Origin of the sequence: Nocardioides sp. NPDC057577 (assembly GCF_042801335.1) — a bacterium.
Taxonomy (GTDB): domain Bacteria; phylum Actinomycetota; class Actinomycetes; order Propionibacteriales; family Nocardioidaceae; genus Nocardioides.
The window spans coordinates 1-25019 of sequence record NZ_JBHVGB010000023.1; the positions used below are offsets into that span (position 1 = coordinate 1).

Consider the following 25019-nt stretch of genomic DNA (forward strand, 5'->3'; position numbering starts at 1 on the left):
ACCCGGACGAACAACCGGCCCGCGCCGCCCCTCAAAACCGAGCCGCCTCGGCCGGGTTTTCGGTCAGAACGCGCCGACTCGGCGCGGTTGATCAGTCGCGGGTGAGGCGACGGTGGGTGACACGGTGGGGGCGGGCGGCCTCCTGGCCGAGGCGCTCGATCTTGTTGGCCTCGTAGGACTCGAAGTTGCCCTCGAACCAGAACCACTCACCCTCCTTCTCCTCGGTGCCCTCCCAGGCGAGGATGTGGGTGGCGATGCGGTCGAGGAACCACCGGTCGTGGGAGGTGACCACGGCGCAGCCGGGGAAGTCGAGCAGCGCGTCCTCCAGCGAGGAGAGGGTCTCGACGTCGAGGTCGTTGGTGGGCTCGTCGAGCAGCAGCATGTTGCCGCCCTGCTTCAGGGTGAGCGCGAGGTTGAGGCGGTTGCGCTCACCACCGGAGAGCACGCCGGCCTTCTTCTGCTGGTCGGGGCCCTTGAAGCCGAAGGAGGCGACGTAGGCCCGCGAGTTCATCTCGAAGTTGGCGACCTTGATGAAGTCCAGGCCGTCGGAGACGACCTCCCAGACGTTCTTGTTGGGGTCGATGCCGCCGCGGCTCTGGTCGACGTAGGAGATCTTCACCGTCTGGCCGACGTTGAGCTCACCCGCGTCGGGCTTCTCGGAGCCGGTGATCATCCGGAACAGCGTGGTCTTGCCGACACCGTTGGGGCCGACGATGCCGACGATGCCCGCGCGCGGGAGGGAGAACGAGATGTCGTCCCACAGGGTGCGGCCTTCGAAGCCCTTGACCAGGCCCTTGGCCTCCATCACCACGTCACCCAGGCGCGGGCCCGGCGGGATGTTGATGTCGGCGGTGTCGATCTTGCGGGCCTTGTCGGCCTCGGCGGCGAGCTCCTCGTAGCGGGCCAGACGCGACTTCGACTTGGTCTGGCGGGCCTTGGCGTTGGAGCGGACCCACTCCAGCTCCTTCTCGAGCATCCTGGCGCGCTTGGCGTCCTTCTGCCCCTCGACCTTGAGACGGTCCTTCTTGGTCTCCAGGTAGGTGGAGTAGTTGCCCTCGTAGCCGTGGATCGAGCCGCGGTCGACCTCGGCGATCCACTCGGCGACGTTGTCGAGGAAGTAACGGTCGTGGGTGACCGCCAGGACGGCACCCTTGTAGGACTTGAGGTGACCCTCCAGCCACTGCACCGACTCGGCGTCGAGGTGGTTGGTGGGCTCGTCGAGCAGCAGCAGGTCGGGCTCCTGCAGGAGCAGCTTGCACAGCGCGACCCGGCGGCGCTCACCACCGGAGAGGTTGTCGACGATCGCGTCGCCCGGAGGGCAGCGCAGCGCGTCCATCGCCTGCTCCAGCTTGGAGTCGATGTCCCAGGCGTTGATGTTGTCCAGGTAGGTCTGGAGGTCCCCGGTCTCGGCCATCAGGGCGTCCTGGTCGGCGTCGGGGTCACCCATCTCCATGTAGGCGTCCTCGAGGCGCTTCATCTTCGTCTTGATCTCGCCGACCGCCTCCTCGACGTTCTCGAGGACGGTCTTGCCCTCGGTCAGCGGCGGCTCCTGCTGGAGCATCCCGACGGTCGCGTCCTGGTCGCGGACGATGTCGCCGTTGTTCGGGTGGTCGAGCCCGGCCATCAGCTTGAGCAGCGAGGACTTACCCATGCCGTTCGGGCCGACGACGCCGATCTTGGCACCGTGCAGGAACGAGAGGGTGACGTTGTCGAGGACGACCTTGTCGCCGTGGGCCTTGCGCACATTGCGCAGGGAGAGGATGTAGTCGGCCATGGGCTCCACCCTAATGAGGTCGGGGCACGCCGGTACAACCGGCGCACGCCCGGCTCACCTCAGGCCGCCACGGACGCCTCTGTCTCGGCGGGAGCCTCGCCATCGTCGGGGGTCTCCGGCTTCTGGTCCCACGGGTCGGCGCCCGGGGCACGCCAGTCGGAGAGCGGGTCCCGCTCGGGATCGTCCTCGCGAGGCTCGGAGGCAGGCGCGGCGACCGCGGCCAACGTACGCGGGTTGCGCGAGATGCTGGACATGCCGCGGTTGAGGTCGTGGCCGACCACGTTGGCCTCGACCTCGAAGGTGTTGACCTCGAGCCCGTCCTTGTTGACGTAGCTGCGCGCCGACAGCCGCCCCTGGACGACGACAGGGTCGCCCTTGCGCAGCGAGCGCCCGACGTTCTCCCCCAGCTGCCGCCAGGCGCTCACCGAGAACCATTGCGTGACGCCGTCGCTCCACTCACCGGTGGACCGGTTGAGCTTCCGCGGCGTGCACGCGATCCGGAAGTTCGCCACCGAGACCTCACCGACGCTTCGCACGACGGGGTCGGCGCCGACGTTGCCGCGCAGGGTGATGATCGAGTCGTTCATCGTTGTCTCCTCAGTGTTCGCGCCCACCTGATGCGGGCCTCGAAGACAACCCTGCGCTCGACCACCGACAGTTTCCGGGCGGCGTACGTCCGCCTGTGGACAACCCCGGATCGAACCCTCCCTGTGGACAGTGATCGGCCCGCCGACCGGTCAGCGCAGCGCTTTGGCCACCCCGTGCCGAAGGGCGGTGTAGGCCGCCAGCTCGGTCTCGATCGGGTCGACGACGAGCTCGCGGGAGACGTCGGCGACCGCCGTACGCAGCCGCGCATCGGCCGAGCGCGCCCGCCGTCGTGCGGTGGTGATCACCAACAGGTGGCACACGGCCCACAGCACCAGCCCGAGCCCGACACCCCCGAGGAAGAGGACGTAAGGCAGCTCGACCCCGGCCACCGAGGGCGTCACGTCGCCGAGCTGAGCGGCTCCGGAGAGAAGCAGCGCCACCGACCACACCAGCCCGACGGTGGCGAGCACGATGAGGAGCCACTGGAGCGCCTTGACCAGCCCGGTCCACAGCGGCAGCCGCTCTGCGTTCAGGTCGACTCCGCCGACCGAGGCGTCGAGCCTGTCGGCGAGGTCGTCCATCCGCGAGACCGATGCCCGCCGGATCGCGTCTCGCCACGGCGAGGCGAGCCCGGCGCCGGCCTCGTCGGCCAGCTGACGCACCTCGGTGTCGACCCGCGCCCGCTCGACGGCGGTGGTCTGCGGCAGCGAGGTCCGGGCGCGCCCGGCCAGCTGGGTCGCCTCCTCCCCGAGGGAGAGGTGCAGCCGCTTCAGGGGATCGGGCCGAAGCCGGGAGACCCACGAGACCAGCGGCCAGCCGGTGGCCGCCCGGGCCCGGGTGCGTACGGAGCGCTCGACCGCGTCCACCACGGTCGGCACCCCGGCAGCCTCGGAGATGGCGTCCTCGAGGGCCTCCACCCGGGGCTTGGCCAGGGAGCGCGGCTTGGCGTCGCCGGACGCCTTGGCGAGCTTCACTGCGGCGGTCTTGATGTCGGCCGAGAGCCGCGACTTGTTCGCCCGCTTCGCCGCTGCCCGCTGGGCGATCTCGGTCTTGAGCTGCGGGATCCCCCAGCCGAGCTTGGCCGAGACCGGGATCACCGGGACGTTGCGCAGCCCGTCCTGGTCGAGCAGGCGGCGTACGTCACCCAGCATCGACTCACGACGGTCCTCGGGAACGCGGTCGATGTGGTTGAGCACCACGACCATGATCTCGGAGTGGGTCCGGAGCGGCTGCAGATAGCGGTCGTGGATGGCCGCATCGGCGTACTTCTGCGGGTCGAGCACCCACACCAGCATGTCGGCGAGCTCGACCAGCCGGTCGACCTCGAGATGGTGGGAGACCTCGGTGGAGTCGTGGTCGGGCAGGTCCAGCAGCACCACGCCGTCGAGCTCGTGCCCCTCACGGCGGGTGTCGAGCATCGAGTCGCGGGTGGTCTGGTGACGCTCGGGGATGCCGAGCCACTCGAGCAGCTCCTGAGCGCCCTCCGAACCCCACACGCAGGCGGTCGCCCAGGAGGTGGTCGGCCGCCGGACACCGACGGCGGAGAGCTCCAGCCCGGTCAGGGCGTTGAACGTGGACGACTTGCCCGACCCGGTCGCCCCCGCGACCCCGACGACCGTGTGGTCGGCGGAGAGCTTGAGGCGTCCCTGGGCCTTGTTGACCACGGTGCGCGCGTCCTCGACGAGTCCGTCGTCGAGGCGCCCCGTCGCCGCCACGGTCGCAGCGGTCAGTCCGTCCAGCCGATCACCGAGGTCTCCACCTCGGCTGACCAGGTTCTTCGCACCTTCGAGCAGGCCGCTCAATGGTCCCCCTTCGCATCTTGATCAGGCACAGCGTGACAAGTCTCAGTCATCGCCGCGCTGGCTGGCGAAACGAGCGTCGCCGACCTTCCGCGCAGCGTGCCGCAGTCGCTCCGGTGCACCATGGTCGATCTGCAGCGCGTCGACCTGACCCGTGTAGCGCGCACGCTCCTCATCGACGAGACCCACGATGCGTACCTCCAGCGACTTGCGCGCCCTGGACGCGAGCCCGCGCACGGCCTGGTCGCCGAAGACCGCTTCCAGCAGCTTCTGGCCGAGCAGGAGCGTGCCACCGGCGATGCCCACCTCGGCACCGACGAGCGCTCCGCCGGTCGAGGCGAAGACGACCACCATCAGCGCGACGCCTAGGCCGTTGACCCCGTAGGAGAGGAACTTCGCGGTCGTACGTTTGTCCTGACCCTCGCTGCGCACCATGTCGAGCACGTCCTGCTGCCAGTCGCGCACCGCACGCTCGGCCCTGGGCCGCAGCGCACGCGAGGCTCGGCCGAGGTCGGCGGGGCCGGCTTCGAGCAGCCCGCGGCCCGCGGGACTCATCTGCCAGGCCGCCTCCGCCCTCTCGGCAGCCGCCTCGCACTGCTCGAGGATCAGCATCTCCAGGCCGCCCTGCACGGCCGCGGTCACCCGTTCGGCCTGCTGCGGCTTGCCCTTGATCGAGCCGAGGATCTTGTCGCGGAGCATCCCGACCCGCGTCTCCAGCGCCTTGAGGAGCTCCCCGGTCCCGACGAACTCCTGCCAGCGCGCGAGCACCTCGCCGCGCAGCAGCGTGCCGTCGGCGGTCGCCGCCATGATCGCCTCGAGCGCCTTGTCGTAGGCCATGTCCGCATCGGTACGCAGCCGCTGCGCGGCCTCTCCCTGACCGTCCGCGGTGTCGGCGATCGGGTGGACCTCCAGGGTCAGCGCCCGCACCGCACCGTCGAGGGTCTGGGTGACGACCTGGTGCCGCGCGGTGGCGTCGTCGGCGAGCATGTCGAGCCAGGCACGCACCTCGGCGACGTGCTCGGCCGGCAGCAGCCCGTGCTCGGAGACCTCGCCCTCGTGGACGATGAAGAGCGGTGAGTCCTTGAGCCCGCGCGAGGCGAGCATCCGGGCCAGGTGGCCAGCGACGGTCTGGACGGCCTCGGTCGGGGTGCGGTCGAGCACCACCGCGACCGCGGTGGAGCGGTTGGCGGCGAGCTGGAGGAACTCCCACGGCACCTGGTCCGCGTAGCGCGCGGCCGAGGTGACGAAGACCCACAGGTCGGCCGCGGCGAGCAGCTCGGCCGCGAGCACACGGTTGGCCTCTTCGACCGAGTCGACGTCGGGCGCGTCCAGGATCGCCAGGCCGGGGTGGAGCCGGTCGCTGGCGACCAGCTGCAGCGCACCGGGGTCGTTGGTCGGGTGGTTGACCCGCTCCAGCTCGGGAAGCAGACGGTCCTGGCCGAACCAGCGGCCGTCCTCGGGATTGTGCACCAGGACCGGCGAGCGGGTCGTCGGCCGCAACAGGCCCGGCGTGGTCACCTTGGTGCCGACCAGCGAGTTCACCAGCGTCGACTTGCCGGCGCCCGTGGAGCCGCCGACGACCGCGAGGAGCGGCGCGTCGATGGTCATCATCCGCGGGATGACGTAGTCCTCGAGCTGCTCGACCATGTTCTGCCTGGCCGCCCGCTGCTCGTCGATGCCGGGCAGGTCCAGCGGCAGGGTGACCTCGGTCAGCGCCTGGTGGAGCTGGATGAGCGAGGTCACCATCCGGTTGCTCTCGCCGCCGGACGCCTCGATCTCGGCCCGAACGGCCTCGAACTCGGTGGTCGGCTTCTCCGCGAGCATCCCCGCCGTCAGCGCCTCGTAGGCCGCCGGCCGGGTCTCCGGAGCGGTGTCGTCGTCTGTGTGTTCTTCACTCATCCGGTCATCACCTGCCCGCTCGGGAACGCGATGTGTGGACGTACCTCACTGATGCGGTCAACGTATGCCCTCCCCCGGGCGGCGAAGTCTGGCGGCGGGTTGCCGCGCAGGAATCGCCAGTGCAAGTATCCGAGCTCGATGGCAGCCTGCTGGTATTCACGCATGGCCGCAACCCCCTGAGCCCCTCCGTGGGTCGACGCGAACCTCCGCGCCTGCTCCCGGCGCCGCAGATCGACCACCCAGCCGACGTCGGTGTAGGGAATCAGCCCGCGTTGGGCGGCGTCGGTCAGCGACCGGGTCAGCACGATCCGCTCGGACTTTCGCCGCCACACCGCGAAGACCACCATCGAGACGAACGCGGGCACCATCACCACGACGTACGCCAGCAGGAAACCGGCCCCGTCATAGAGCAGCGTCGAACCGTTCCAGGTGCCGTGGGCGAGCACCGCGATGCCGAAGCCCAGCAGCGGCGCCACGACCTTCAGCCAGCGCTTGCGCGTCACCACCGCGATGCCGATGCCGATGCCGGTGAAGGCGGTGAAGAGCGGGTGCGCGAAGGGGCTGAACAGGCAGCGCATCACGAAGACGGCGGTGAACTCACCGATGTGTCCCGCGGAGCTGTCGCCCATGCCGGGCGTGCCGTTGTAGGTGCCGCCCAGGTAGAGGATGTTCTCGGTGAAGGCGAAGCCGATGCCGACCATGCCGGCGTAGACGATCCCGTCCAGCACCCCGTCGAGGAGGTGGCGGCGCCAGACCAGCAGCACGAAGAGGAACAGCCCCTTGGCCGCCTCCTCGGTGACCGGAGCCACGATCGCGAGCTGGGTCGGCTGGCTCCATCCGGCGAGCAGCGCCCCGACGCTCTGCACGATCAGCGCGGCAGCGACCGCGACGAAGGCGCCCCACCCCAGGCCGAGTGCGAGCAGCGACTTCGGCTCGGGTTCGTAGCGGTCCAGCCACAGGAAGGCATAGACCAGCGGCACCACCGGGATGGCCGCGAAGAGCACTCCCAGGATCGCGCCGGTCGGAGCAAGATGGTCATCGACGACGCTGGTGCTCAGCAGGACGATGCCGAGAACCGGCAAAGAGGTCAGCACGACAAGCACGCCCACCACGATGGTGAACGTGCGGTTGCCTCTTGTCGGATCCTTCGGGATCGCCCCCATGCGCGCCAGACTATCGGGCAAGCGGACCGCACGCGCGACCAGACACCGATCGAGACGTCCTCGCCACCCGCGTGGCCTGGGAACTCACGAGCGTTGCAGATCCGGCGCGGCGTACGATTCCGGTATGACGGACAACGGCGCCCCCACTCCTGCAGACGACCACACCGAGAGCCACGACCAGACGGTTCCGGAGGCATGGTCGAAGTTCATGAGAGAGGGCTGGGACGACCGCGAGGTCGAGGTTCCCGAGCATCCGATCACCCCGTGGGCGGCCGCCCGCCGCGAGCGCCTCTCGGGCATCTTCCCGGGTGAGCGCCTGGTCGTCCCGGCCGGCACCTACAAGGTCCGCGCCAACGACACCGACTACCGTTTCCGCGCCGACACCGCGCACGTGCACCTGACCGGCAACCAGACCTCCGACGCGGTCGTCGTGATCGAGCCCGACGGCTCCTCGGTCCTGTACGCCCGCCCGCGCAGCGGTCGCGACACCGACGAGTTCTTCCGCGACCGTCAGTACGGCGCGCTCTGGGCCGGTGCGCGTCCCTCTGCCCGGGAGCTCTCCGACTCCCTGGGCATCGAGGTACGCCACGTCGACCAGCTCGAGTCCGACCTGGCCGGCTCGACCCCGACCCGGGTGCACCGCGGCGTGTCGGCCGACGTCGACAAGCTGGTCGCTCCGGCCGAGGCATCCCGCGACGAGGAGTTCGCCAAGGCGCTCTCCGAGCTGCGCCTGATCAAGGACGAGTGGGAGCTCGGCGAGCTCAAGGAGGCCTGCGACATCACCGTGCGCGGCTTCACCGACGCGGTGCGCGAGTGGGACCAGGTCCTGAAGCACGGCGAGCGCTGGATCGAGGGCACCTTCTTCCGCCGCGCCCGCGCGGAGGGCAACGACCTCGGCTACGACTCGATCGTCGGCGGCGGGTCCCACGCCACCACGCTGCACTGGATCGACAATGACGGCCCGATCGTCCCCGGTGAGCTGGTGCTGCTCGACATGGGCGTCGAGGGCCACAACCTCTACACCGCCGACATCACCCGCACCCTCCCCATCTCCGGGAAGTTCACGCCGCTCCAGCGCAACCTCTACGAGCTCGTCTACAAGGCCCAGCAGGCCGGCATCGAGGCGATCCGCCCGGGCGTGACCTTCCGGGCCGGCCACTTCGCCGCCATGGAGATCCTCGCTCATGGGCTGGATGACCTGGGGCTGCTCCCCGTGTCCGTCGACGAGGCACTCTCCGAGGACAACAAGACCTACTCCCGCTGGACCCTCCACGGCGTCTCCCACATGCTCGGCCTCGACGTCCACGACTGCGCCTCCGCGTCGAAGGAGACCTACATCGAGGGACCGCTGCAGGAGGGCATGGTGCTCACCGTCGAGCCGGGCCTCTACTTCCAGAAGGAGGACAAGCTCGTTCCCGAGGAGCTGCGCGGCATCGGCATCCGCATCGAGGACGACATCGTCGTCACCAAGGACGGCTCCGTGAACCTCTCCGCCGGCCTGCCGCGTACGGCCGACGACGTCGAAGCGTGGATGGGCCAGCATCTGTGAGCTTGGATGCTGACCGAGGCGATGTCCTGAGCCTGTCGAAGGGTGACTCGGTCGAGTCGCGCTTCCTTCGTGGAGTTCCACGAGGGCAGCGACTGCTCACCGAGGTACCTCGGTCAGCGGCCGCGGTCGTGGGCAGCCTCGCCCTGGCTTCGGCCCTGATGGCCTGCAGCCCAGGACGTACGCCACGGCAGCAGCCCGCCGCCTCGCCATCAACCACGACGTCTCCCTCCGCCTCCGCCTCCACCTCCGCGTCGAGCGGAGCGGACGACATCTTCGAGGGAGCCGTGGTCGGGATCGACCCGGGCCACAACGGCGGCAATGCCGGCGCCCCGGAAGTGATCAACGAGCCGGTGTGGAACGGGCGCTCCGAGAGCCCGTGCAACACGACCGGTACGGCGACCAACGACGGCTACCCGGAGACCGACTTCACCTGGGCGGTGGCCCAGAAGCTCGCCACCGACCTGCGCGAGTCCGGAGCCAAGGTCGTCATGACCCGCGGCAGCAACGAAGGGGTCGGGCCGTGCATCGACGAGCGCGCGAAGACCATCAACGACGCGAAGGCCGACGTCGCGATCGACATCCACGCCGACGGTGCGGCCGCGTCCGAGCGGGGCTACTCGCTGCTGATCCCGGTGCCCTCGGGCACCAACGACGAGGTCGTCGAGCCCTCGCGACGCTACGCCCGGATGCTCCGCACCGAGATGCGGAAGACCGGGATGCCGCTGGCCGACTACCTCGGTGAGGGCGGGTTCGTGGAGCGCGACGACCTGGCCGGACTCAACCTGACCACCGTGCCGCAGGTGCTGCTGGAGACCGGCAACATGCGCAACCCCCAGGACGCGCGGCTGCTGAAGTCCGACCGGTTCCAGGCACGGACGGCCGCCGCCATCAAACGGGCGATGGCGGCGTACCTCCGCTCACGCTGAGCTCAGCTCAGAGCTTCGTCCACTCGACGGACTTGTAGCCGTACTCCTCCGCGATCGGCCCCCACGCCTTGGCGGCCGCCTTCTTCGGATCGTGACTGGCCAGGCTGAGCGTGGTCGCCTTCTCCAGCTTCCCCTTGCCGCCCACGCACTCGCCGTCGGCGTTGACCTTGCGCTTCTCGCCCCAGGCGGCGAAGGCCAGGTCGGCGTTCTGCGAGGTCATCCACGCGGACTCGAGGTTCTTGACGAGCTTCCGCGACCCCGGGAGGACGGCGGTGTCGATCTTGGCGACCTTCGCAGCAAGCTTCTCGCGGGACGTCGCGGCGTCCTGGAAGGTCTGGATCGCCTCGTCGATGTTCTCGCACGCCTCGAGGTCGGCCTGAGCGGCGCCGATGGCCGCCTTGTCCTTGGCCGAGGTCTTGATGAGGTCGTCGATCTTCTTGGCCTCGGCCGCGGCACCGCCCTCGGTCGTGGTGGCGCCCTGGGTGGTGCCGGTCTCGGCGTTGGCGTCGTCGTTGCTGTTGATCAGCCCGATGACGAAGGCGATGATCGCGACCACGACGGCCAGCGCGAGGACGATCAGGCCCCAGCGCTTCAGGTCGAGACCACCAGGTCCCTTGCCCTGACCGCCCTGACCGCGCTGCGGCTCGTAGCGGGCGTCGTAGCCGTTCCCGTACGGGTCGTAACCCTGCGGCGCCATCGGCGGCGGGGCCGGGGTGGTGGGTCCACCGCCAACCGGCGGCTGCCCCACCAGGGTGGCGTCGGTGTAGGCGTTCTGGCCGTAGGGGTCACCGTACGGCTGGCTGAACTCGTCCTGGGACCGGTCCTGCGGCTGCCCGTAGGGCTGCTCGTACGCCTGGTCGTAGCCCTGGTCGGGCCCCTGGCCGTACGGCTGGTCATGGGGCTGGTCATAGGGCTGGTCGTAGCCCTGCGACCACTGCGCCTGGTTCGGCTCGAGCTGCGGCGCGAGCGGAGCGTAGGCGGGGTCACCGTAGGTCGGGGCCTGCTGGACGAGACCAGGCTGGACGAGATCAGGCTGGCCGAGATCGGGCTGACCGTCGTCGTAGCGCGACTCGGGCGCCGGGGCGTCGAACTGCGGCTGCGGCGGCGCGAACTGCTCGAACTCGTCACGCGGACGGGTGCCTCCGGCGGCCTCCTCGTCGACGGCGTCGAACCGAGGGCTCATCGCGACCTGGGTGCTGTCCTGAGCCTGTCGATCCACCGGCGGCATCGCCTCGTGGGTCGCCTCGTAGGCCGGCTCGTAGGCCGGCTCGTAGGCCGGCTCATACGTCGGCTCATACGTCGGCTCGGGGCCGGGGCCACCGAACTGCGGCGCGGGCTCGACGAAGGTCGGGTGCTCCGCACTCTGGTGGTACGCCGCGGCCGGACGCTCGGGCAGCGGAGGCGCAGCCATCGGCTCCGGGGTCAGCGGCGCCTGCGGCTCCGGCATCTGCGGCGCGGGGGCGGGCGGCTCGGGCGCGCGCTCCTGCACCGGGGGCCGCGTCGGGAGGTCCGGGAGCGGCGCCGGGGCGGCCGCCCGCACCTCGGGCTCAGGATCCGGCGCCGGGGTCGGCTCGGGCTCCTCCGCGACGCGCTTGCGCTTGGGCAGGAAGAGCGACTGCGACTGGGAAGCTAGCTCTGGCTCGAACTTCGGCGTACGCGCCGCCAGCCCGAACAGGCCACCACCATCCGACTCTGCCGGCGGCGGGGCCATGCCACCACCGAAGGCAGGCTGCTCTCCGCTGGGCGCGGACATATTCAGCTGAGGCGCCATCGAAGCCCCAGGCGTACGCCTGACCTGCTCGAGCGGCAACGGGGCCGGCTCCGTGTCGGGCTCTGGCGCAGGTGTGGCGGAAACCTGCCCACGCCTCGGCAACGACAGACCACCCTGCTCAGGATCGGCACCCCGCTGCGGCAGACGCGGCGGTGCGACCGGCTCCGGTGCACCCTGCGACGGCGGCTGATGAGCGCTTCTGACGGGGGTCCCACAACCTGTGCAGAAGCGCATACCGGTGACGGCTGCACCGCACGAGGTGCACATGGACTCCATAGTCATGTCCGGGGACCTTACCGATGATCGCGTCCAGTCTCGAACCCTCGTGGTCCGCCAATCGGACACCCAGGTCGACAGTGCGGGGACAGTGCACCCAAATACCCCCCACACCTTGGTAACACTCCGGTCAGCGTTTCGGATTCCGATGCACACAGGGGATACGGGCACCGGTAAGATCGTGCGCGGCCTGCGCAAACCCCCTTCAGCGGGGTGCTCACGAAGGCCACGCCTCCGTAGCTCAGCTGGATAGAGCATCGGCCTTCTAATCCGACGGTCACAGGTTCGAATCCTGTCGGGGGCGCCACCGGAAATCTGTGTGGGTTAAATCATGCACTCGCGCGTGTTTCGGCACCGACCTCCGCAGCGGCCGACCTCCCGGCGTACACGGTCCGGAAGAACGGCAGGGTGCGGTGCACCATCGGACCGATGAGCAGCGCCTCGGCGACCGTGCCGATGCCGACCAGTCCGCCGAGGAGCCAGCCGACCGCCAGCACGGTGATCTCGACGCCCGCACGGCAGAGCCAGACCGGGGCGCCGGTGCGCTCGTGCAGGCCGGTCATCAGGCCGTCGCGCGGACCGGGACCGAGGCCCGGAGCGATGTAGATCCCGGTCGCCGCGGCGAGCAGCGACAGCCCGGCCGCGAAGACCGCGACCTGTGCGAACACACCGGAGACGGGCGGGATGAGCCACAGGCCGATGTCGGCCGAGGTGCCGACCAGGAGCACGTTGAGCACCGTCCCGATCCCGGGCCGCTGGCGCAGCGGGATCCACACCAGCAGCACGCCGAGCCCGATCAGGTTGGTCATCAGGCCGAACGAGATGCCGGTGGCCTCGACCAGACCCGAGGTCAGCACGTTCCACGGCCCGACGCCGAGCGAGGCACGCAGAAGCAGAGCGAGTGCGATGCCGTAGAGGAAGAGTCCAGTTATCAACCAAGAGAGCGACTTCACAGAGAGATCCTTCACGATTGCAAAGCCAATCACGGGTCCAATCGAAGGTAAAGAAGCCAATTGGCGTAAGGTGGCCTCATGCCTCGCGGAAGAATCGGTGCCACTGCGCTCGCTGGCCTGCTCGGTCAGTGGCAAGGAGAGGGCCCGGCGTACGAGAACCTCGCCGAACGGATCCAGCTGCTGCTGATCGACGGACGGCTCTCCGCCGACATCCGCCTGCCCTCCGAGCGCGAGCTCTCCGAGCGGCTGATGCTGAGCCGCACCACGATCACGGCGGCCTACCGGCGCCTGCGGGAGCACGGCTACGCGCTGAGCGTGCAGGGTTCGGGTACGACGACGAAGCTGCCACCCACCGCACCCGACTCGTTCACCGAGGGCGGCGAGATCGACCTGGTCCGGGCCACCCTGCCGGCCACCCGGCGGCTCCCGGAGGCCGCGGTGGAGGCGACCCGGCGGCTGGCCGACCACATGACCGGCCCCGGCTACACGCTGTGGGGCATCGAGGAGCTCCGCGCCGAGATCGCGGCGCGCTACACCGATCGCGGTCTACCGACCGATCCCGACCAGATCATGGTGACCACCGGCGGCCAGAGCGCGATCGCCCTGCTCGCCCGCACCGTGATCAGCCGCGGCGACCGGGCCTACGCCGAGAGCCCGTCCTACCCCAACGCGTACGACGCCCTGAGCCTGGCCGGCGCCCGGATCATCACGAGCCCGGTGACCACCGACGCCGGCTGGGACATGTCCGCGATGGAGGCGGCCATCGCCCGGACCACCCCCGTGATGGCGTACGTCATGCCCGACTTCCACAACCCGACGTCTCGCTCGATGTCGACCGAGGACCGACTCCGTCTGCTGCGCGCCGCCGCGAAGGTCGACACCCTCCTCGTGGCCGACGACACCACCGCCGAGCTGAACATCGACCGTCCTCATACGTTCCCGCCGCTGGCCGCGATGGCCGGCGAGCACCAGGCCCGCGTCGTGCACATCGGCTCGGCGAGCAAGATGCTGTGGGGCGGGCTGCGGATCGGCTGGATCCGCGCCGACCCCGTGCTGCTGACCCAGATCGCCAGCGGACGCTCGGCCACCGACCTCGGCACCCCGATCTGGGAGCAGCTCGTCACCACGATCCTGTTCAGGCATCTGCCCGAGATCCTCGAGGAGCGCGCCGCACAGCTCGCCGCGGGCCGTGCCGCGCTCTACCACTCGATGCGCGAGCACCTTCCCGACTGGGAGCTCCCGCCGCGGATCGACGGCGGTCTCTCCGCGTGGGTCGGCCTGCCCGCGCCGGTCAGCTCCCAGCTCACCCTCGCCGCCAGACCGCACGGACTGCTCGTCACCGCCGGGCCACGGTTCGGGGTCGACGGCGCCTACGAGCGTCACCTGCGGCTGGCGATCACGCCCCGGCCCGAGCTCGTCCGGCGCGGAGTCGAGATCCTCGCCGAGGTCTGGCCCCGCGCCGCCTCCACCCCCGCCCTGGCCCTCACCACCTCCGAGGCCGTGGTCTGAGCCGCGACCCTGCGAGGTACGAGCAGAGTCGCGACGCGAAGAGATCGAGCGAGCGCGCGGCTGAGCTTGCGAAGCCGCGACCGCGGGTCGAGATCCGACCCGCTTCACCCGACACAGCCCGGTTCAACCCCGAGCGAGGGCATCCAGAGCCCACAGCCCGAGCCCGTCGAAGCGTGCCGACTCGTAGCTGGGTACGTCCCCGCTGGTCGCCTCCAGAAGCCGGCGGGTGGTGATGTGCGAGGCACCCCGGGCGAGGCTCGCGTTGGCGATGTCGGCAGCAGTCACGGTTCGCGGCGGGATCTCGCGACGTTCCCGGGCCCGTCGCCGCTCGTAGTCGAGCTCGTCGACGGTGATGCCGCGGATGATCGTCTCGGCGCTCCCCAGGGAGCGGGTCTCGATCAGCGCCTCGGCGAGCGGGAAGTCGTGCGCCTCGACCACGTCGAGGCGCCACACGGTGGCACTCGCCTCGCTCACCGGGACAGGTGTCTGTCCTCGTCTCATCTCCACGGCGCCTCGAAGTCCGCGCGCGGCTGCTGCGGCCAGCGTCGTCGCCTCGGTGGGATGCCAGCCGAGCGAGTCGCCGACCCTGTTCACGTCCGCGGTCCCCAGCGTCCCCACGTGGGTCCCGCCGAGCCCGCCGAGGATGGCGATCACCTGCTCGGCCGGAAGCTCCCCGTCCACACCCGGTCCGACGACGGCGAGCCGCACGGGCAGGCCGCTGCGCAACGCCGCCGCCAGCGTGAGCGAGTCGGCCAACGGGCTCAGCAAGCCGGGCTCGTCTCCCCGAGCGACCACATCACCACCGACATCGACGACCGTGAGCGAGTCGGCGCCCAGGGCCCGAGCGAGATGCTGAAGCTGCTGGGCGAGCCCGATCGCACCATCCGCGAGATCGTGCAGGAAGAGGCGCCCGTCCAGGTCGCCGGCGAGCCGCGGCAGCACGGACCTGCCCGGAGGAAGGGTGTCGGTCGTGGTCGATATCTCCGCACGGACGCCCTCGACCAGGCGGAGCCCGATGAAGTCGCCTCGCGAGCGCGGGCCGGGCACCGGGTCGATGCGGAGCCGCTCCCAGGCGCAGGTCGACACGAACACGTCACCATCGTCCAGCTCGGGTTCCAGGACCTGACGCGCCAGGAGCACGCCGAGCGCATCACCCCCACCACCGGCCGCGACGAAGAGAGTGCTCACGCAGTCGATTCTGACCGCTTGGCACCCGGGGCGCCACCTGGTCGGCCGCATCGTCTGTCAAGAAGTTCGCGGGAACTCGTTGTGACCTGCGCCACGTTGGGTCACGATGTGCAGCATGCAAGGACTGATCCAGGACGCACCGCTGACCATCGACACGATCATCCGGCGCGCCGAGCGCGTCTTCCCGACGCGGGAGATCGTCACCAAGACCGCCACAGGTCTGGATCGCCACACGTTCAAGGACCTGGCCACCGAGGTGCGCAAGCAGGCCGGCGTCCTCGACCGGCTCGGCATCTCCGAGGACGGCCGGGTGGCGAGCTTCGCGTGGAACACCCTGCGCCACCTCGCGCTCTACTACTCCGTCCCCTGCACCGGCCGGGTGCTGCACACCGGCAACATCCGCTACTTCCCCGAGCAGCTCGTCTACACCTTCAACCACGCCGAGGACGAGGCCGTCTTCGTGGACCGGTCGCTGCTCGGCCTGCTGGCTCCACTTCTCCCCCAGCTCACCACGCTCAAGCACATCGTCGTGATGGACGACGGGGTGCCGACCCCGCTGCCCGACGACCCGCGGGTCGTCTCCTATGAGGAGCTGATGGCCGACGCCGAGGAGGCGGTGATCGAAGGCCGGGTCACCGACGAGCGCACCGCTGCCGGGATCTGCTACACCTCCGGCACCACCGGCAATCCGAAGGGCGTCGTCTACACCCATCGCTCGCAGTACCTGCACGCGCTGGCCTCCCTGGCCGGCACTCTCTTCGGCACCAACGACCGCGACCGCGTGCTTCCGGTGGTGCCCTTCTTCCACGCCAACGGCTGGGGCTTCGCCCACTCCTCCCTGCTGGCCGGCGCCAACCTGATCCTGCCCGGTCCCGACCTCTCGCCGGCCGGCATCATCAAGCTCCTCGAGGCCGAGAAAGTGACGATCGCGGCCGGCGTACCCACGATCTGGATGGGCATGGTCCCGCTCCTCAAGGACGCCGATCTGTCCTCGCTGCGCGTCGTCGTCTGCGGCGGCTCGGCGGTGCCGAAATCGCTCTCGGAGGCCTGGCGCGAGGCGATCGGCCTGCCGATCACCCAGGCCTGGGGCATGACCGAGATGTCGCCGCTCGGCAGCGTGTTCAACGAGCGCGCCGAGATCGCGGGGCTCTCCGAGGAGGAGAAGGCCGACTTCCGTACGTCGCCGGGCATCCCTGCCGTCGGCGTCGAGCTCCGCATCGTGGAGCCCGGGACCACCGACGAGCTCCCCTGGGACGGCGAGACGACCGGCGAGCTCGAGTGCCGCGGCCCGTGGATCGCGTCGGGCTACTACAAGGTCGACGCGCCGAGCTCCTTCTCCCCCGACGGCTGGCTGCGCACCGGTGACATCGCCGCGATCGAACCGCTGGGCTACGTACGCATCGTCGACCGCACCAAGGACCTGGTGAAGTCCGGTGGCGAGTGGATCTCGACCGTCGCGATCGAGAACCTCATCATGGGCCACCCGAGCATCGCCGAGGCGGCGGTCGTCGCGGTGCCGCACCCGAAGTGGGGTGAGCGGCCGCTGGCCTTCGCGGTGGTCAAGGACGGCGAGTCGGTGACCAAGGAGGAGCTGCTCGGCTACCTGACCGACAACCTGGGCAAGTGGCAGGTGCCCGACGACGTGGTCTTCATCGACGAGGTGCCCAAGACCTCGGTCGGGAAGTTCTCCAAGAAGACCCTGCGCGAGGAGTACGCCGACTACAAGCTGCCCACCGCGTAGCGGAACGGTCAGCCCAGCTGCGCGAGGATCGAGGCGGACTCGGCCCTCGCGCAGTGGGCGTCCTCGTCCTTGCCGAGGGCGGCGCGGGCCTCGGCGAGATGGCCGAGCGCGTCGGCCAGGCCGGGCAGGTCACCGGCGGCGCGGAGCTTGGTCACGGCCTCCTCGAAGTGGCCCGCAGCCTCGTCGACGGAGCCGAGCTGCTGGTGGATCCAGCCGATGGTGGCGATGACGTTGCCCTCGCTGCGATAGCCGGGTGCCACCCGGCGCAGCTCGGCGAGCGCCGCCTCGCAGTGACCGAGCCCGGCCTCGTACGCACCGTCGAGAGCCTCGTAGAGACCCAGTCGCCCGGTCGTCCAGGCCGCCCGGATCGGGTCTCCCGCGCGAGCGAAGACCTCCGCCGACCGAGCCGCGTACGCAGCTGCCCCAGCATGATCGCCGGAGGCCGTCGCCACGGTGGCCAGCCGGTGCAGGCTCTTTCCCTCCCCCACCAGGTCGGCGGACTCCGTCGCCAGGTCGAGGGCCCGGCCAAGGTGATCGAGGGCGTCCTCGACCCGCCCGAGCCGCCCGCAGGCTGCCCCGGCGGCGCGGTGGATGACGCCGAGCCCGGCGGGGTCGCCGCCCTGGGAGACGCTGCGGCGCACACCCGGGAGCGCGGTCTCGGCCAGCGCGGCGAGCTCGATCCAGCGTCCCTGGAGATCGAGCAGACGCTCGAGGGCACCGACGAGCAGCACGATCCGATCGGGGGCGAGTCCCCGAGCGACGGCGACCTCGATCACCCGGGAGATCACCGGCAGCTGGGTGCCGATCCAGGCCAACGCCTCGACGCTGTCGCCGATGACCTCAGGGGTGACCCCGTCGCGCATCGGCTCCAGCGCATCGAGGTGGCGCTGGTGGGGGTCGTAGGCGCTGTGCACCACCCGGGCGCTGAAGACGTAGTGGTCGATCATCCGCAGCTCGGCCGCCTCGCGGGCCTCCGCGGGCTCGCCGGTGGCGAGGTCGGCGGCGTACTCCCGGAGCAGGTCGTGCAGCGTGAACCGGCCGGGCGCGCACTCGGTCAGCAGGTTGGCCTCGGTGAGCTCGTCGAGCAGGCGCCGGGCCCGCACCCTGGAGATCCCGGCCAGGCTGGCCGCGGCCAGGACGGTGAAGGTCGGCCCGGGGTGCAGGCCGATCAGCCGGAACAGCCCGGCCGCGGCGTCGGACAGGTGCTGGACCGACCACGAGAAGGTCGCCCGGAGGTCACCCCGTCCGCCGCCGAACCCGTCCAGGCGGGACTCGCCGAGCTCCTCGGCCAGGTCGGCGAGGGAGTGGGCCGGCCGGACCGCCGCCCGGGCGGCCACGACCGAGAGCGTCAGCGGCAACGAGGCGCACAGCTCGATGATCCGCTCCACGGCCGCCGGCTCGGCCAGCAGGCGGTCCTCGCCGAGCCGCCCGGCCAGCAGCTCATAGGCCTCCTCGTCGTCGAGCAGACCCAGCTCCATCGGTCTCGCACCGGCTTCCGCGACCAGGCCGGAGAGCCTGTTTCGGCTGGTCACCAGGGTCACACAGCCCGGGCTGCCGGGAATCAGGCTGCGGACCTGCTCGCTGTCGCGGGCGTTGTCGAGCACGAGCAGCACCCGCTTGCCGGCGAGCTTGCTGCGCAGCAGCCCCGCGCGTCCGTCGATGTCCTGGGGTTGACGCGAGCGCTCCACCCCGAACGCCTCGAGCACCACCCCGAGCGCGTCCAACGGGTCGAGCGCGTCGCACGGGTCGAAGCCGCGCAGGTTCACGAAGACCTGGCCGTCCGGGAAGCGGGACGTGGTCCGGTGCGCCCAGTAGAGCGCCAGCGTCGTCTTGCCGATCCCCGCCGTGCCCGCGATCGCCGAGATCACGACGGACCGACCGCCCTCGTCGATGTTCCCGTTCGCCACCAGGTCGTCCAGCGCCGTCAGATGGTCCTCGCGGCCGGCGAAGGCGGCGACGACCGGCGGCAGCTGGCGCGGCACGATCTCCTCGTACGTCCGGGCCGGCGCGGGCTCGGGATCGTCTCCCTCGATGATCCGCAGCTGCAGGTCGCGTACGTCCTTGGAGGGCTCGACCCCGAGCTCGTCGCGGAGGACACGGAAGAGGCGCTGGTAGGCGTCCAGGGCCTCGGCCGTGCGGCCGGAATGCCACAGCGCCGTCATCAGCAGCAGCCACAGGCCCTCGCGGAGCGGGTTGGCCCGGACGACCGGACCCAGATCAGCCACGACCGCGGCCTGCCGGCCGAGCGCCAGGTCGGCGGCGGCGCGGGACTCGACGGCGACCAATCGCAGCTCGTCGAGCCGGGCGGCCTCGGTCGCGATCATCGGCGACTCACCGACCGCGCCGTACGCACCTCCGGTCCACAGCCCGAGGGCAGCGTCGAAGAGCATGCTGGCCCGCTCGTGCTCCCCGGTCTCGGCCGAGGCGCGGCCCTGGTCCATCAGGTCCTCGAAGCGGGCCTGGTCGATGTCCGCCCCGACCAGCGCATAGCCGTTGGCCCGGCTCTGCAGCTGGCGGCGATCCTCGCCGAGCGCCCGGCGCAGATCACGGACGCGCTGGTGAAGCAGGTTCACCCCCGTCGCCGGGGGTGAACCTCTCCACAACTCGTCGACCAGGAGGTCGGAGGAGACCGGCGCTCCACGGCCGGCCGCGAGCAGGGCGAGCAGAGTCCGCCGCGTACGCGACAGCTTCTGCACCGTGCCGTCGTCACAGATCAGCTCGACGGCACCTAGGACCCGGACCCGCACCACACCTCCTGTTGACCACGCAGCATTACGTCCGAGAAGAAACATCGTCTCATCACCACAGAGATGGTGACGCGTAATGCCGCCAGAAGGTTGCCTGGAGGTTGGTGCTGAATCCAGATTTAGGGCTTCTGTACTACGGAACCCGCCACAGGCCGCTCTCGCCGCCCTTGTCGATCTGGAACCCGACCTGCTTGATGTTCACCCCGACCGGGACGACGAACGGCACCAGGGCCGTCCGCTGGTCACGCGGCTGCAGCCCGAACGGGTTCGGGAACACCTCGCCGCCGTCGACCGTCACCGTGCTGGGCAGGCTCTTGTACTTCTTGCCCGAGGCGTCGATGACCGTCGTGCCGGTGGCGGGGCTGTCGTTGAAGACCCTCGACCCGGCGTTGACGACCTGGATCTCGACGGCCATCACCCGCGACCCCGGCGGGGTCTCGGTGCCGTCCGTGAAGGACGTCTCGAAGACGTCGTGCACGATCACCCTCAACAGGATCCCCGGTGCTTCGCCCTTGATGGTCCCCTCAGTCGTCAGCCCGAGCTGCTGGTTCTGCTCGATCCTCTCGGTGCTGTCGACGGTGATCACCTTCTTCTCCATCGCGGGGTTCTCGCGGTGGTTGTTGCTGTAGAACCCGTTGTCGATGGAACTGTCCGAACCGCAACCGACCCCGGCCGCCGCAACGACTCCCCCGAGGACCAGCATGGCCATGCGACGCACTCGCACTCCTTATGAAATTTGTTGCACTGGAAAGGAAATTGTTCCCCCTGATTTACCATGGCAACATGCCGGAGTCCAAGCGTTCGGCCTAGGGTCTAAGGTCCCAATCCGGGTCCAACTCTTCGAGACTATTTCCACAGCACGAAGTAGTGGACGACCACCGGGACCACCGGCACCACGAGAAAACCAGGGCGTGACCAGCGAAAGCTTGTTGATCAGGCGTACGCCGCCCACAGCCCTCGCGCGCGCCACCCTTGTCGGCGCCGGTCGCACCCTGGGCGGACCCTACTCGGTCGTCACCGACGGGCGCTCGACGAGACCGGCCAGCTTGGCCGGAGCCTGGATGCAGTAGGAGTCGGTCAGGAGCTCGGCGACCTCGTCCCAGTCGGTGTCGTCGTCGAGAATCATCCCGACCACGTTGCCACCCCAGCCGGCCTTGAAGTACGGGGGGCCGAGGTGCTCGAAGGCCACCACCTCGTCGGGCTCACCGCGGAACACGATCCGGAAGAGCTGGTCCTCGCCACCGAAGACGTGCGCGATCGTCGCCTGGCCGACCCGCCAGCGCACCCCCACCCAGGCATCGTCCTCGAGGCACTTCGGGAACGCGGCGAGGATCTCCCTCAGCCGCGCCACCATCGCCTCGGGAACCTCTGGACGCTCAGCCATGCCCCCGATCCTGCCAGGGACCGCCGACACTTCTAATTGCTATACATGTTTACGATCAACATGTATGGTTTCCGGCATGAAGAAGCAGACGATCGGACACGTCGCGTGGCGCCTCGCCATGCGTCTGCGGGTGTCGATGGACAGAGCTCTCGCGCCCCTGGGCCTCACCCACGCGCAGTACTCGCTCATCGCCTCCCTCTACGGCCTCCGCGCCTCGGAGGCCCCGACCCAGAAGCAGCTGGCCGACCTCACCGGACTGGAGCCGATGTACGTCTCCAAGCTCGCCCGTCAGCTCGAGACGAAAGGCTGGATCGAGCGCGTCCGCGACACGAAAGACACCCGAGCCGTACGTCTCGCCATCACGCCCGAGGGCACCGAGGTGACCCGCGAGGCGATCGCGGTGACCGGCCGGCTGCTCGACCAGCTCACCGCTCCGCTCGGCGGGCGCAACAGCCGCCGTGCCGCCGAGGCGCAAGCAGCGCTCGAGGCGATGCTCGCCGCCCCCATCGACACCGACCCTGGAGACCGATCATGACCACCGCAGCTCCCCCGCTCACCGGCGCCAACCTGGGCCTCGCCTACTTCGCGATCCGCAAGAACCTCCTCGACCGGCTCGACGACTACGACCTGACCTTCGAGCAGTCGCTCCTGCTCAACTACCTGCACCGGGGCGACGCCACGCGCGCCGATCTCGTCGCCTCGACCGCCGACAACATCAAGGTCTCCGCGGCCGAGGTCGAGTCCCATCTCGACGCGGCGATCGCGCGCGGGCTGATCGCGGACGGTCTCACGCTGACCGCGGAGGGCGCCCGCGTCCAGGAGGAGATCGTGGCGCGTACGCAGCCGCTGACCAGGACGTTCTTCGCCGACCTCCCACCCGAGGACGTCGCCGCGACCGCGCGCGTCCTGGCCACCCTCACCGAACGCGCGAACGCCGCCTTGGCCGCCTCCTAGGATGCAGGGCATGGCGCAGGAGAGATACGACGTAGTGGTAGCCGGCGGCGGACACAACGGCCTCACCGCCGCCGCCTATCTGGGCCGGGCGGGCCTCTCGGTCCTGGTGCTCGAGCGGCTCGACCACGTCGGCGGCGCGGCGATCTCGGCGCAGGCCTTCGAGGGCTTCCCGACCCGGCTCTCGCGCTACTCCTACCTCGTCTCGCTGCTCCCCGAGCAGATCCGCACCGATCTCGGGCTCGACATCGAGCTCGCGTCGCGGCAGACCGCGTCGTACTCCCCCTTCCTCGACGGCTCACGCGCCACCGGCCTCCTGGTGGAGACCCCCGAGGGCGAGGCCACCGCGGCCAGCTTCCGTGCGGTGACCGGGTCGGACGAGGAGTACGCCGCGTGGCAGTCCTTCTACTCCGAGGTCGGCGAGCTCGCGCAGGTCGTGGCGCCGACCCTCACGTCCCCGCTGCCCACGGGTGCGGCGATCCGCTCGGGGGTGGGTGCGCCGATCTGGCGTGACATCGTCGAGCGGCCGCTCGGGGAGGCGATCGAGCGCCGCTTCGCCAACGACCTGGTCCGCGGCGTGGTCGCCACCGACGCCCTGATCGGCACCTTCGCCGGCCTGGGCGAGGCGAGCCTGATCCAGAACCGCTGCTTCCTCTACCACCTGATCGGCAACGGCACCGGCGAGTGGCGGGTCCCGATCGGCGGGATGGGCGCGGTCACCGGGGCGATCGCCAAGGCCGCGTACGCCGCCGGGGCGGAGGTCGTCACGAGCGCGACCGTCACCTCGATCAGCGGCGGGGCCGTCGGCGAGGGCGCCGAGGTCACCTGGACCGACGCCTCCGGCTCCCACACCGTGGCCGCCGACTACGTGCTCTCCGGCCTGGCCCCGTACGTCCTCGACGGCCTCCTCGGCCGCCCTGCGACCACCGCCAAGCCGGTGGGCGCCCAGCTCAAGATCAACATGCTCCTCTCCCGCCTGCCCCGCCTGCGCTCCGGCGAGGACCCCGAGGTGGCCTTCGCCGGCACCCTCCACCTCGGCGAGTCCTACTCGGAGCTCGAGAGGGCGTACGCCGAGGCATCCGCCGGCTCGGTCCCCACCGAGATGCCGGGCGAGGTCTACTGCCACTCGCTGACCGACCCGTCGATCCTCGGCGACGTCCCGCCCGGCACCCAGACCCTCACCTACTTCGGCCTGCACGCCCCGGCGACCCTCTTCGAGGACCCCGCCACGCGTTCGGAGCGCAAGGAGCAGGCCGTCGAGCGCGCCATCGCCTCCCTGGACCGCCACCTGCTCGACCCGGTCTCCTCCGTCGTCGCCCGCACCGCCGATGGCGAGCCGTGTATCGAGGCCAAGATCCCTCAGGAGATCGAGGCCGACCTCGCCATGCCCGGCGGCCACATCTTCCATGGCGACCTCGCCTGGCCCTGGGCCCCCGACGACGCCGACCTGACCACTCCCGCCGCCCGCTGGGGCGTCGCCACCGACCTCGGCACCGTGCTCGTGTGCGGCTCGGGCGCCGTGCGCGGCGGTGCCGTCTCCGGCCTGGGCGGCCACAACGCCGCCCAGGCGGTCCTCGAGCTCCGCTGACCCCCTCCTCGATTTGGGCCGCATCCGCGCCCGCTGCTAATGTTCCTCTCGTCGCCGAGCGCGCCTGACGGGCTCCAAGACATGCGCCATTAGCTCAATTGGTAGAGCAGCTGACTCTTAATCAGCGGGTTGTAGGTTCAAGTCCTACATGGCGTACCAAACAAGGCTCCTGACCAGCACAAACGGTCGGGAGTTTCTTGCATTTCGAGCCCTTGCCATCCGAGCGTAAGGAATGCGGACTACAGCGCTGATCGCGTCAGCACACCAGATCGCCGGAGCTTCCGCTGTACCGAACGCAGTAGCGTCGCGCCGTCCGCATCCGAGAGCCCGAACATGTGCACGGCGTCAAGACCCGAGCCGTAGACCTCGCTCGCCCAACGAGCTCCGTGGCGACCATCGCTCTTGTCCAGTCCCAACGCGAGAGCTGCCCACCGTCACGGAGCAATGCCTCGAGCTCGCGCGCACAAGCGGTCAGATCCGCCACAGGCTCGAAGCCCATCACACGCGCCAGCGCATCCGTTGGGCTCGCCGGCCCTAGCCACTCGCACAGCCGGCGACCTGGAGGTCGCCGACCCGATCGAGGTCGCTCAGTACGGGCGGTGGGCCGAGGCTCTGACGTCGGTCGCGTTCACCGGGCAGGCCGCGGCTGACCGGTGCCGCGACCTCACCCGCGATCGTGGCCGGTCTGCCAGCGAGCTCAGTACGCCTTCTTGATGGCGTAGTCGGCCTGCTTCTTGGTGAACTTGTCGCCGGCCGGCGATGTCAGTTGGTCGTACATGGCCTGCTCGGACATCGGCATCGTGGCCTGGTAGTTCTCCACCGCTTCGACGGCCTCGGCATTCCAGTCGACCTTGATGTGGTTGACGGCAAAGACGGCGTCCTTCTTCGGGTACTTGTCACCGGCGGGGGACGAGAGCTGGTCGACGAGGCCCTTGCGGGAGAACGGCATCGTGTCGACGTAGTTCTGCGCCGCCCCGATGGCGGCCTCCTGGGAGGACGTGTATTTCGGCTTCTTGGTGTTCTCGCCCTGCGAGGACCCGTCGGCGGCTGTGCCATCGGTGGTCTCGGCGCAGGCCGCGGTGAACAGCAGAGGTATGGCGACGGCGATGGTCGCGATGATGTGCTTCATGGGCTCTCTCCTTGTCGAGTCCGAGATTCGCCTCAAATTCGAACGGTAGCCCTTTGCTTAATAGTTGTCATCCGCTTGCATCAA

The 25019-nt window shown here is 69.9% G+C and carries 19 protein-coding genes and 2 tRNA genes; 9 read left to right on the top strand and 12 right to left on the bottom strand.

Translation table 11 applies throughout. The annotated features are described in order from the left end of the window. Positions 1 to 91 precede the first annotated feature (91 nt). The 5 genes from ettA to ACFU7D_RS07355 all read right to left on the bottom strand — a co-directional run bounded on the left by ettA (position 92) and on the right by ACFU7D_RS07355 (position 7223). Positions 92 to 1774, bottom strand: coding sequence for an energy-dependent translational throttle protein EttA (gene ettA / locus ACFU7D_RS07335; protein ID WP_378728741.1), 1683 nt, complete (start codon positions 1772 to 1774; stop codon positions 92 to 94). Between the two features lie 59 nt (positions 1775 to 1833). Next, on the bottom strand, positions 1834 to 2361 hold the full coding sequence (gene ssb / locus ACFU7D_RS07340) for a single-stranded DNA-binding protein (protein WP_378865140.1): 528 nt from the start codon (positions 2359 to 2361) through the stop codon (positions 1834 to 1836). A 150-nt stretch (positions 2362 to 2511) separates the two neighbouring features. After that, positions 2512 to 4164, bottom strand: a complete 1653-nt coding sequence (locus ACFU7D_RS07345; RefSeq protein WP_378728744.1) for a GTP-binding protein — start codon at positions 4162 to 4164, stop codon at positions 2512 to 2514. Between the two features lie 42 nt (positions 4165 to 4206). Further along, positions 4207 to 6060, bottom strand: coding sequence for a dynamin family protein (locus ACFU7D_RS07350; protein ID WP_378865143.1), 1854 nt, complete (start codon positions 6058 to 6060; stop codon positions 4207 to 4209). Then, positions 6057 to 7223 carry a PrsW family intramembrane metalloprotease gene (locus tag ACFU7D_RS07355; RefSeq protein ID WP_378728746.1) on the bottom strand — a complete coding sequence of 389 codons (1167 nt, stop codon included), beginning with the start codon at positions 7221 to 7223 and terminating at the stop codon, positions 6057 to 6059. The genes ACFU7D_RS07350 and ACFU7D_RS07355 overlap by 4 nt, the downstream gene beginning before the upstream one ends. 124 nt (positions 7224 to 7347) lie before the next feature. Here ACFU7D_RS07355 and ACFU7D_RS07360 point away from each other — a divergent pair, with 124 nt between their 5' ends. Together ACFU7D_RS07360 and ACFU7D_RS07365 are read left to right on the top strand one after the other, a co-directional pair. Continuing rightward, positions 7348 to 8772, top strand: a complete 1425-nt coding sequence (locus ACFU7D_RS07360) for an aminopeptidase P family protein (protein ID WP_378728747.1) — start codon at positions 7348 to 7350, stop codon at positions 8770 to 8772. Positions 8773 to 8774: 2 nt separating this feature from the next. After that, complete coding sequence (locus tag ACFU7D_RS07365) at positions 8775 to 9698, top strand: N-acetylmuramoyl-L-alanine amidase (protein ID WP_378865146.1); 924 nt, start codon at positions 8775 to 8777, stop codon at positions 9696 to 9698. Positions 9699 to 9705: 7 nt separating this feature from the next. Here ACFU7D_RS07365 and ACFU7D_RS07370 read toward each other — a convergent pair whose 3' ends face one another. Further along, positions 9706 to 11409 (bottom strand): hypothetical protein, encoded by a 1704-nt coding sequence (locus tag ACFU7D_RS07370; RefSeq protein ID WP_378865149.1) that lies wholly within the window; start codon positions 11407 to 11409, stop codon positions 9706 to 9708. A gap of 566 nt (positions 11410 to 11975) precedes the next feature. Here ACFU7D_RS07370 and ACFU7D_RS07375 point away from each other — a divergent pair. After that, positions 11976 to 12052 (top strand) — tRNA-Arg (locus ACFU7D_RS07375). A 22-nt stretch (positions 12053 to 12074) separates the two neighbouring features. On the opposite strand, the gene ACFU7D_RS07380 is transcribed toward ACFU7D_RS07375, so the two are convergent. Then, positions 12075 to 12698, bottom strand: coding sequence for a YitT family protein (locus ACFU7D_RS07380; protein WP_378865152.1), 624 nt, complete (start codon positions 12696 to 12698; stop codon positions 12075 to 12077). Between the two features lie 78 nt (positions 12699 to 12776). On the opposite strand from ACFU7D_RS07380, the gene ACFU7D_RS07385 reads away from it, so the two are divergent. Continuing rightward, positions 12777 to 14207 carry a PLP-dependent aminotransferase family protein gene (locus tag ACFU7D_RS07385; RefSeq protein WP_378865154.1) on the top strand — a complete coding sequence of 477 codons (1431 nt, stop codon included), beginning with the start codon at positions 12777 to 12779 and terminating at the stop codon, positions 14205 to 14207. 123 nt (positions 14208 to 14330) lie between these two features. Here ACFU7D_RS07385 and ACFU7D_RS07390 read toward each other — a convergent pair whose 3' ends face one another. Then, positions 14331 to 15395: a DUF1152 domain-containing protein gene (locus ACFU7D_RS07390; protein WP_378865157.1), complete on the bottom strand. Its 1065-nt coding sequence runs from the start codon at positions 15393 to 15395 to the stop codon at positions 14331 to 14333. Positions 15396 to 15510: 115 nt separating this feature from the next. Here ACFU7D_RS07390 and ACFU7D_RS07395 point away from each other — a divergent pair, with 115 nt between their 5' ends. Continuing rightward, entirely contained in the window at positions 15511 to 17136 is a 1626-nt protein-coding gene (locus tag ACFU7D_RS07395) for a long-chain fatty acid--CoA ligase (RefSeq protein WP_378865160.1), read from the top strand. A gap of 8 nt (positions 17137 to 17144) precedes the next feature. On the opposite strand, the gene ACFU7D_RS07400 is transcribed toward ACFU7D_RS07395, so the two are convergent. From ACFU7D_RS07400 to ACFU7D_RS07410, 3 genes are all read right to left on the bottom strand, one after another. Continuing rightward, entirely contained in the window at positions 17145 to 19883 is a 2739-nt protein-coding gene (locus ACFU7D_RS07400; RefSeq protein WP_378865163.1) for a BTAD domain-containing putative transcriptional regulator, read from the bottom strand. 133 nt (positions 19884 to 20016) lie between these two features. Beyond that, positions 20017 to 20592 carry a hypothetical protein gene (locus ACFU7D_RS07405; RefSeq protein WP_378865166.1) on the bottom strand — a complete coding sequence of 192 codons (576 nt, stop codon included), beginning with the start codon at positions 20590 to 20592 and terminating at the stop codon, positions 20017 to 20019. A gap of 294 nt (positions 20593 to 20886) precedes the next feature. Beyond that, positions 20887 to 21267, bottom strand: coding sequence for an MmcQ/YjbR family DNA-binding protein (locus tag ACFU7D_RS07410; protein WP_378865169.1), 381 nt, complete (start codon positions 21265 to 21267; stop codon positions 20887 to 20889). Between the two features lie 76 nt (positions 21268 to 21343). Here ACFU7D_RS07410 and ACFU7D_RS07415 point away from each other — a divergent pair, with 76 nt between their 5' ends. The 4 genes from ACFU7D_RS07415 to ACFU7D_RS07430 all read left to right on the top strand — a co-directional run bounded on the left by ACFU7D_RS07415 (position 21344) and on the right by ACFU7D_RS07430 (position 23965). Beyond that, positions 21344 to 21802, top strand: a complete 459-nt coding sequence (locus ACFU7D_RS07415; protein WP_378865172.1) for a MarR family winged helix-turn-helix transcriptional regulator — start codon at positions 21344 to 21346, stop codon at positions 21800 to 21802. Continuing rightward, on the top strand, positions 21799 to 22221 hold the full coding sequence (locus tag ACFU7D_RS07420) for a hypothetical protein (RefSeq protein WP_378865174.1): 423 nt from the start codon (positions 21799 to 21801) through the stop codon (positions 22219 to 22221). Before ACFU7D_RS07415 ends, ACFU7D_RS07420 begins: the two co-directional genes overlap by 4 nt. A gap of 10 nt (positions 22222 to 22231) precedes the next feature. Next, positions 22232 to 23806 (top strand): phytoene desaturase family protein, encoded by a 1575-nt coding sequence (locus ACFU7D_RS07425; protein ID WP_378865177.1) that lies wholly within the window; start codon positions 22232 to 22234, stop codon positions 23804 to 23806. Between the two features lie 83 nt (positions 23807 to 23889). Continuing rightward, a tRNA-Lys gene (locus ACFU7D_RS07430) sits at positions 23890 to 23965 on the top strand. Between the two features lie 538 nt (positions 23966 to 24503). Here ACFU7D_RS07430 and ACFU7D_RS07435 read toward each other — a convergent pair. Beyond that, positions 24504 to 24935, bottom strand: coding sequence for an Ltp family lipoprotein (locus ACFU7D_RS07435; RefSeq protein WP_378865180.1), 432 nt, complete (start codon positions 24933 to 24935; stop codon positions 24504 to 24506). Positions 24936 to 25019 lie beyond the last annotated feature (84 nt).

Coding starts and splice junctions, on each gene's coding strand:
- ettA (WP_378728741.1), bottom strand. CDS start 1,774: ATGGCCGACTACATCCTCTCCCTGCGCAATGTGCGCAAGGCCCACGGC.
- ssb (WP_378865140.1), bottom strand. CDS start 2,361: ATGAACGACTCGATCATCACCCTGCGCGGCAACGTCGGCGCCGACCCC.
- ACFU7D_RS07350 (WP_378865143.1), bottom strand. CDS start 6,060: ATGAGTGAAGAACACACAGACGACGACACCGCTCCGGAGACCCGGCCG.
- ACFU7D_RS07355 (WP_378728746.1), bottom strand. CDS start 7,223: ATGGGGGCGATCCCGAAGGATCCGACAAGAGGCAACCGCACGTTCACC.
- ACFU7D_RS07360 (WP_378728747.1), top strand. CDS start 7,348: ATGACGGACAACGGCGCCCCCACTCCTGCAGACGACCACACCGAGAGC.
- ACFU7D_RS07370 (WP_378865149.1), bottom strand. CDS start 11,409: ATGGCCCCGCCGCCGGCAGAGTCGGATGGTGGTGGCCTGTTCGGGCTG.
- ACFU7D_RS07385 (WP_378865154.1), top strand. CDS start 12,777: ATGCCTCGCGGAAGAATCGGTGCCACTGCGCTCGCTGGCCTGCTCGGT.
- ACFU7D_RS07395 (WP_378865160.1), top strand. CDS start 15,511: ATGCAAGGACTGATCCAGGACGCACCGCTGACCATCGACACGATCATC.
- ACFU7D_RS07405 (WP_378865166.1), bottom strand. CDS start 20,592: ATGGCCATGCTGGTCCTCGGGGGAGTCGTTGCGGCGGCCGGGGTCGGT.
- ACFU7D_RS07410 (WP_378865169.1), bottom strand. CDS start 21,267: ATGGCTGAGCGTCCAGAGGTTCCCGAGGCGATGGTGGCGCGGCTGAGG.
- ACFU7D_RS07415 (WP_378865172.1), top strand. CDS start 21,344: ATGAAGAAGCAGACGATCGGACACGTCGCGTGGCGCCTCGCCATGCGT.
- ACFU7D_RS07420 (WP_378865174.1), top strand. CDS start 21,799: ATGACCACCGCAGCTCCCCCGCTCACCGGCGCCAACCTGGGCCTCGCC.
- ACFU7D_RS07425 (WP_378865177.1), top strand. CDS start 22,232: ATGGCGCAGGAGAGATACGACGTAGTGGTAGCCGGCGGCGGACACAAC.
- ACFU7D_RS07435 (WP_378865180.1), bottom strand. CDS start 24,935: ATGAAGCACATCATCGCGACCATCGCCGTCGCCATACCTCTGCTGTTC.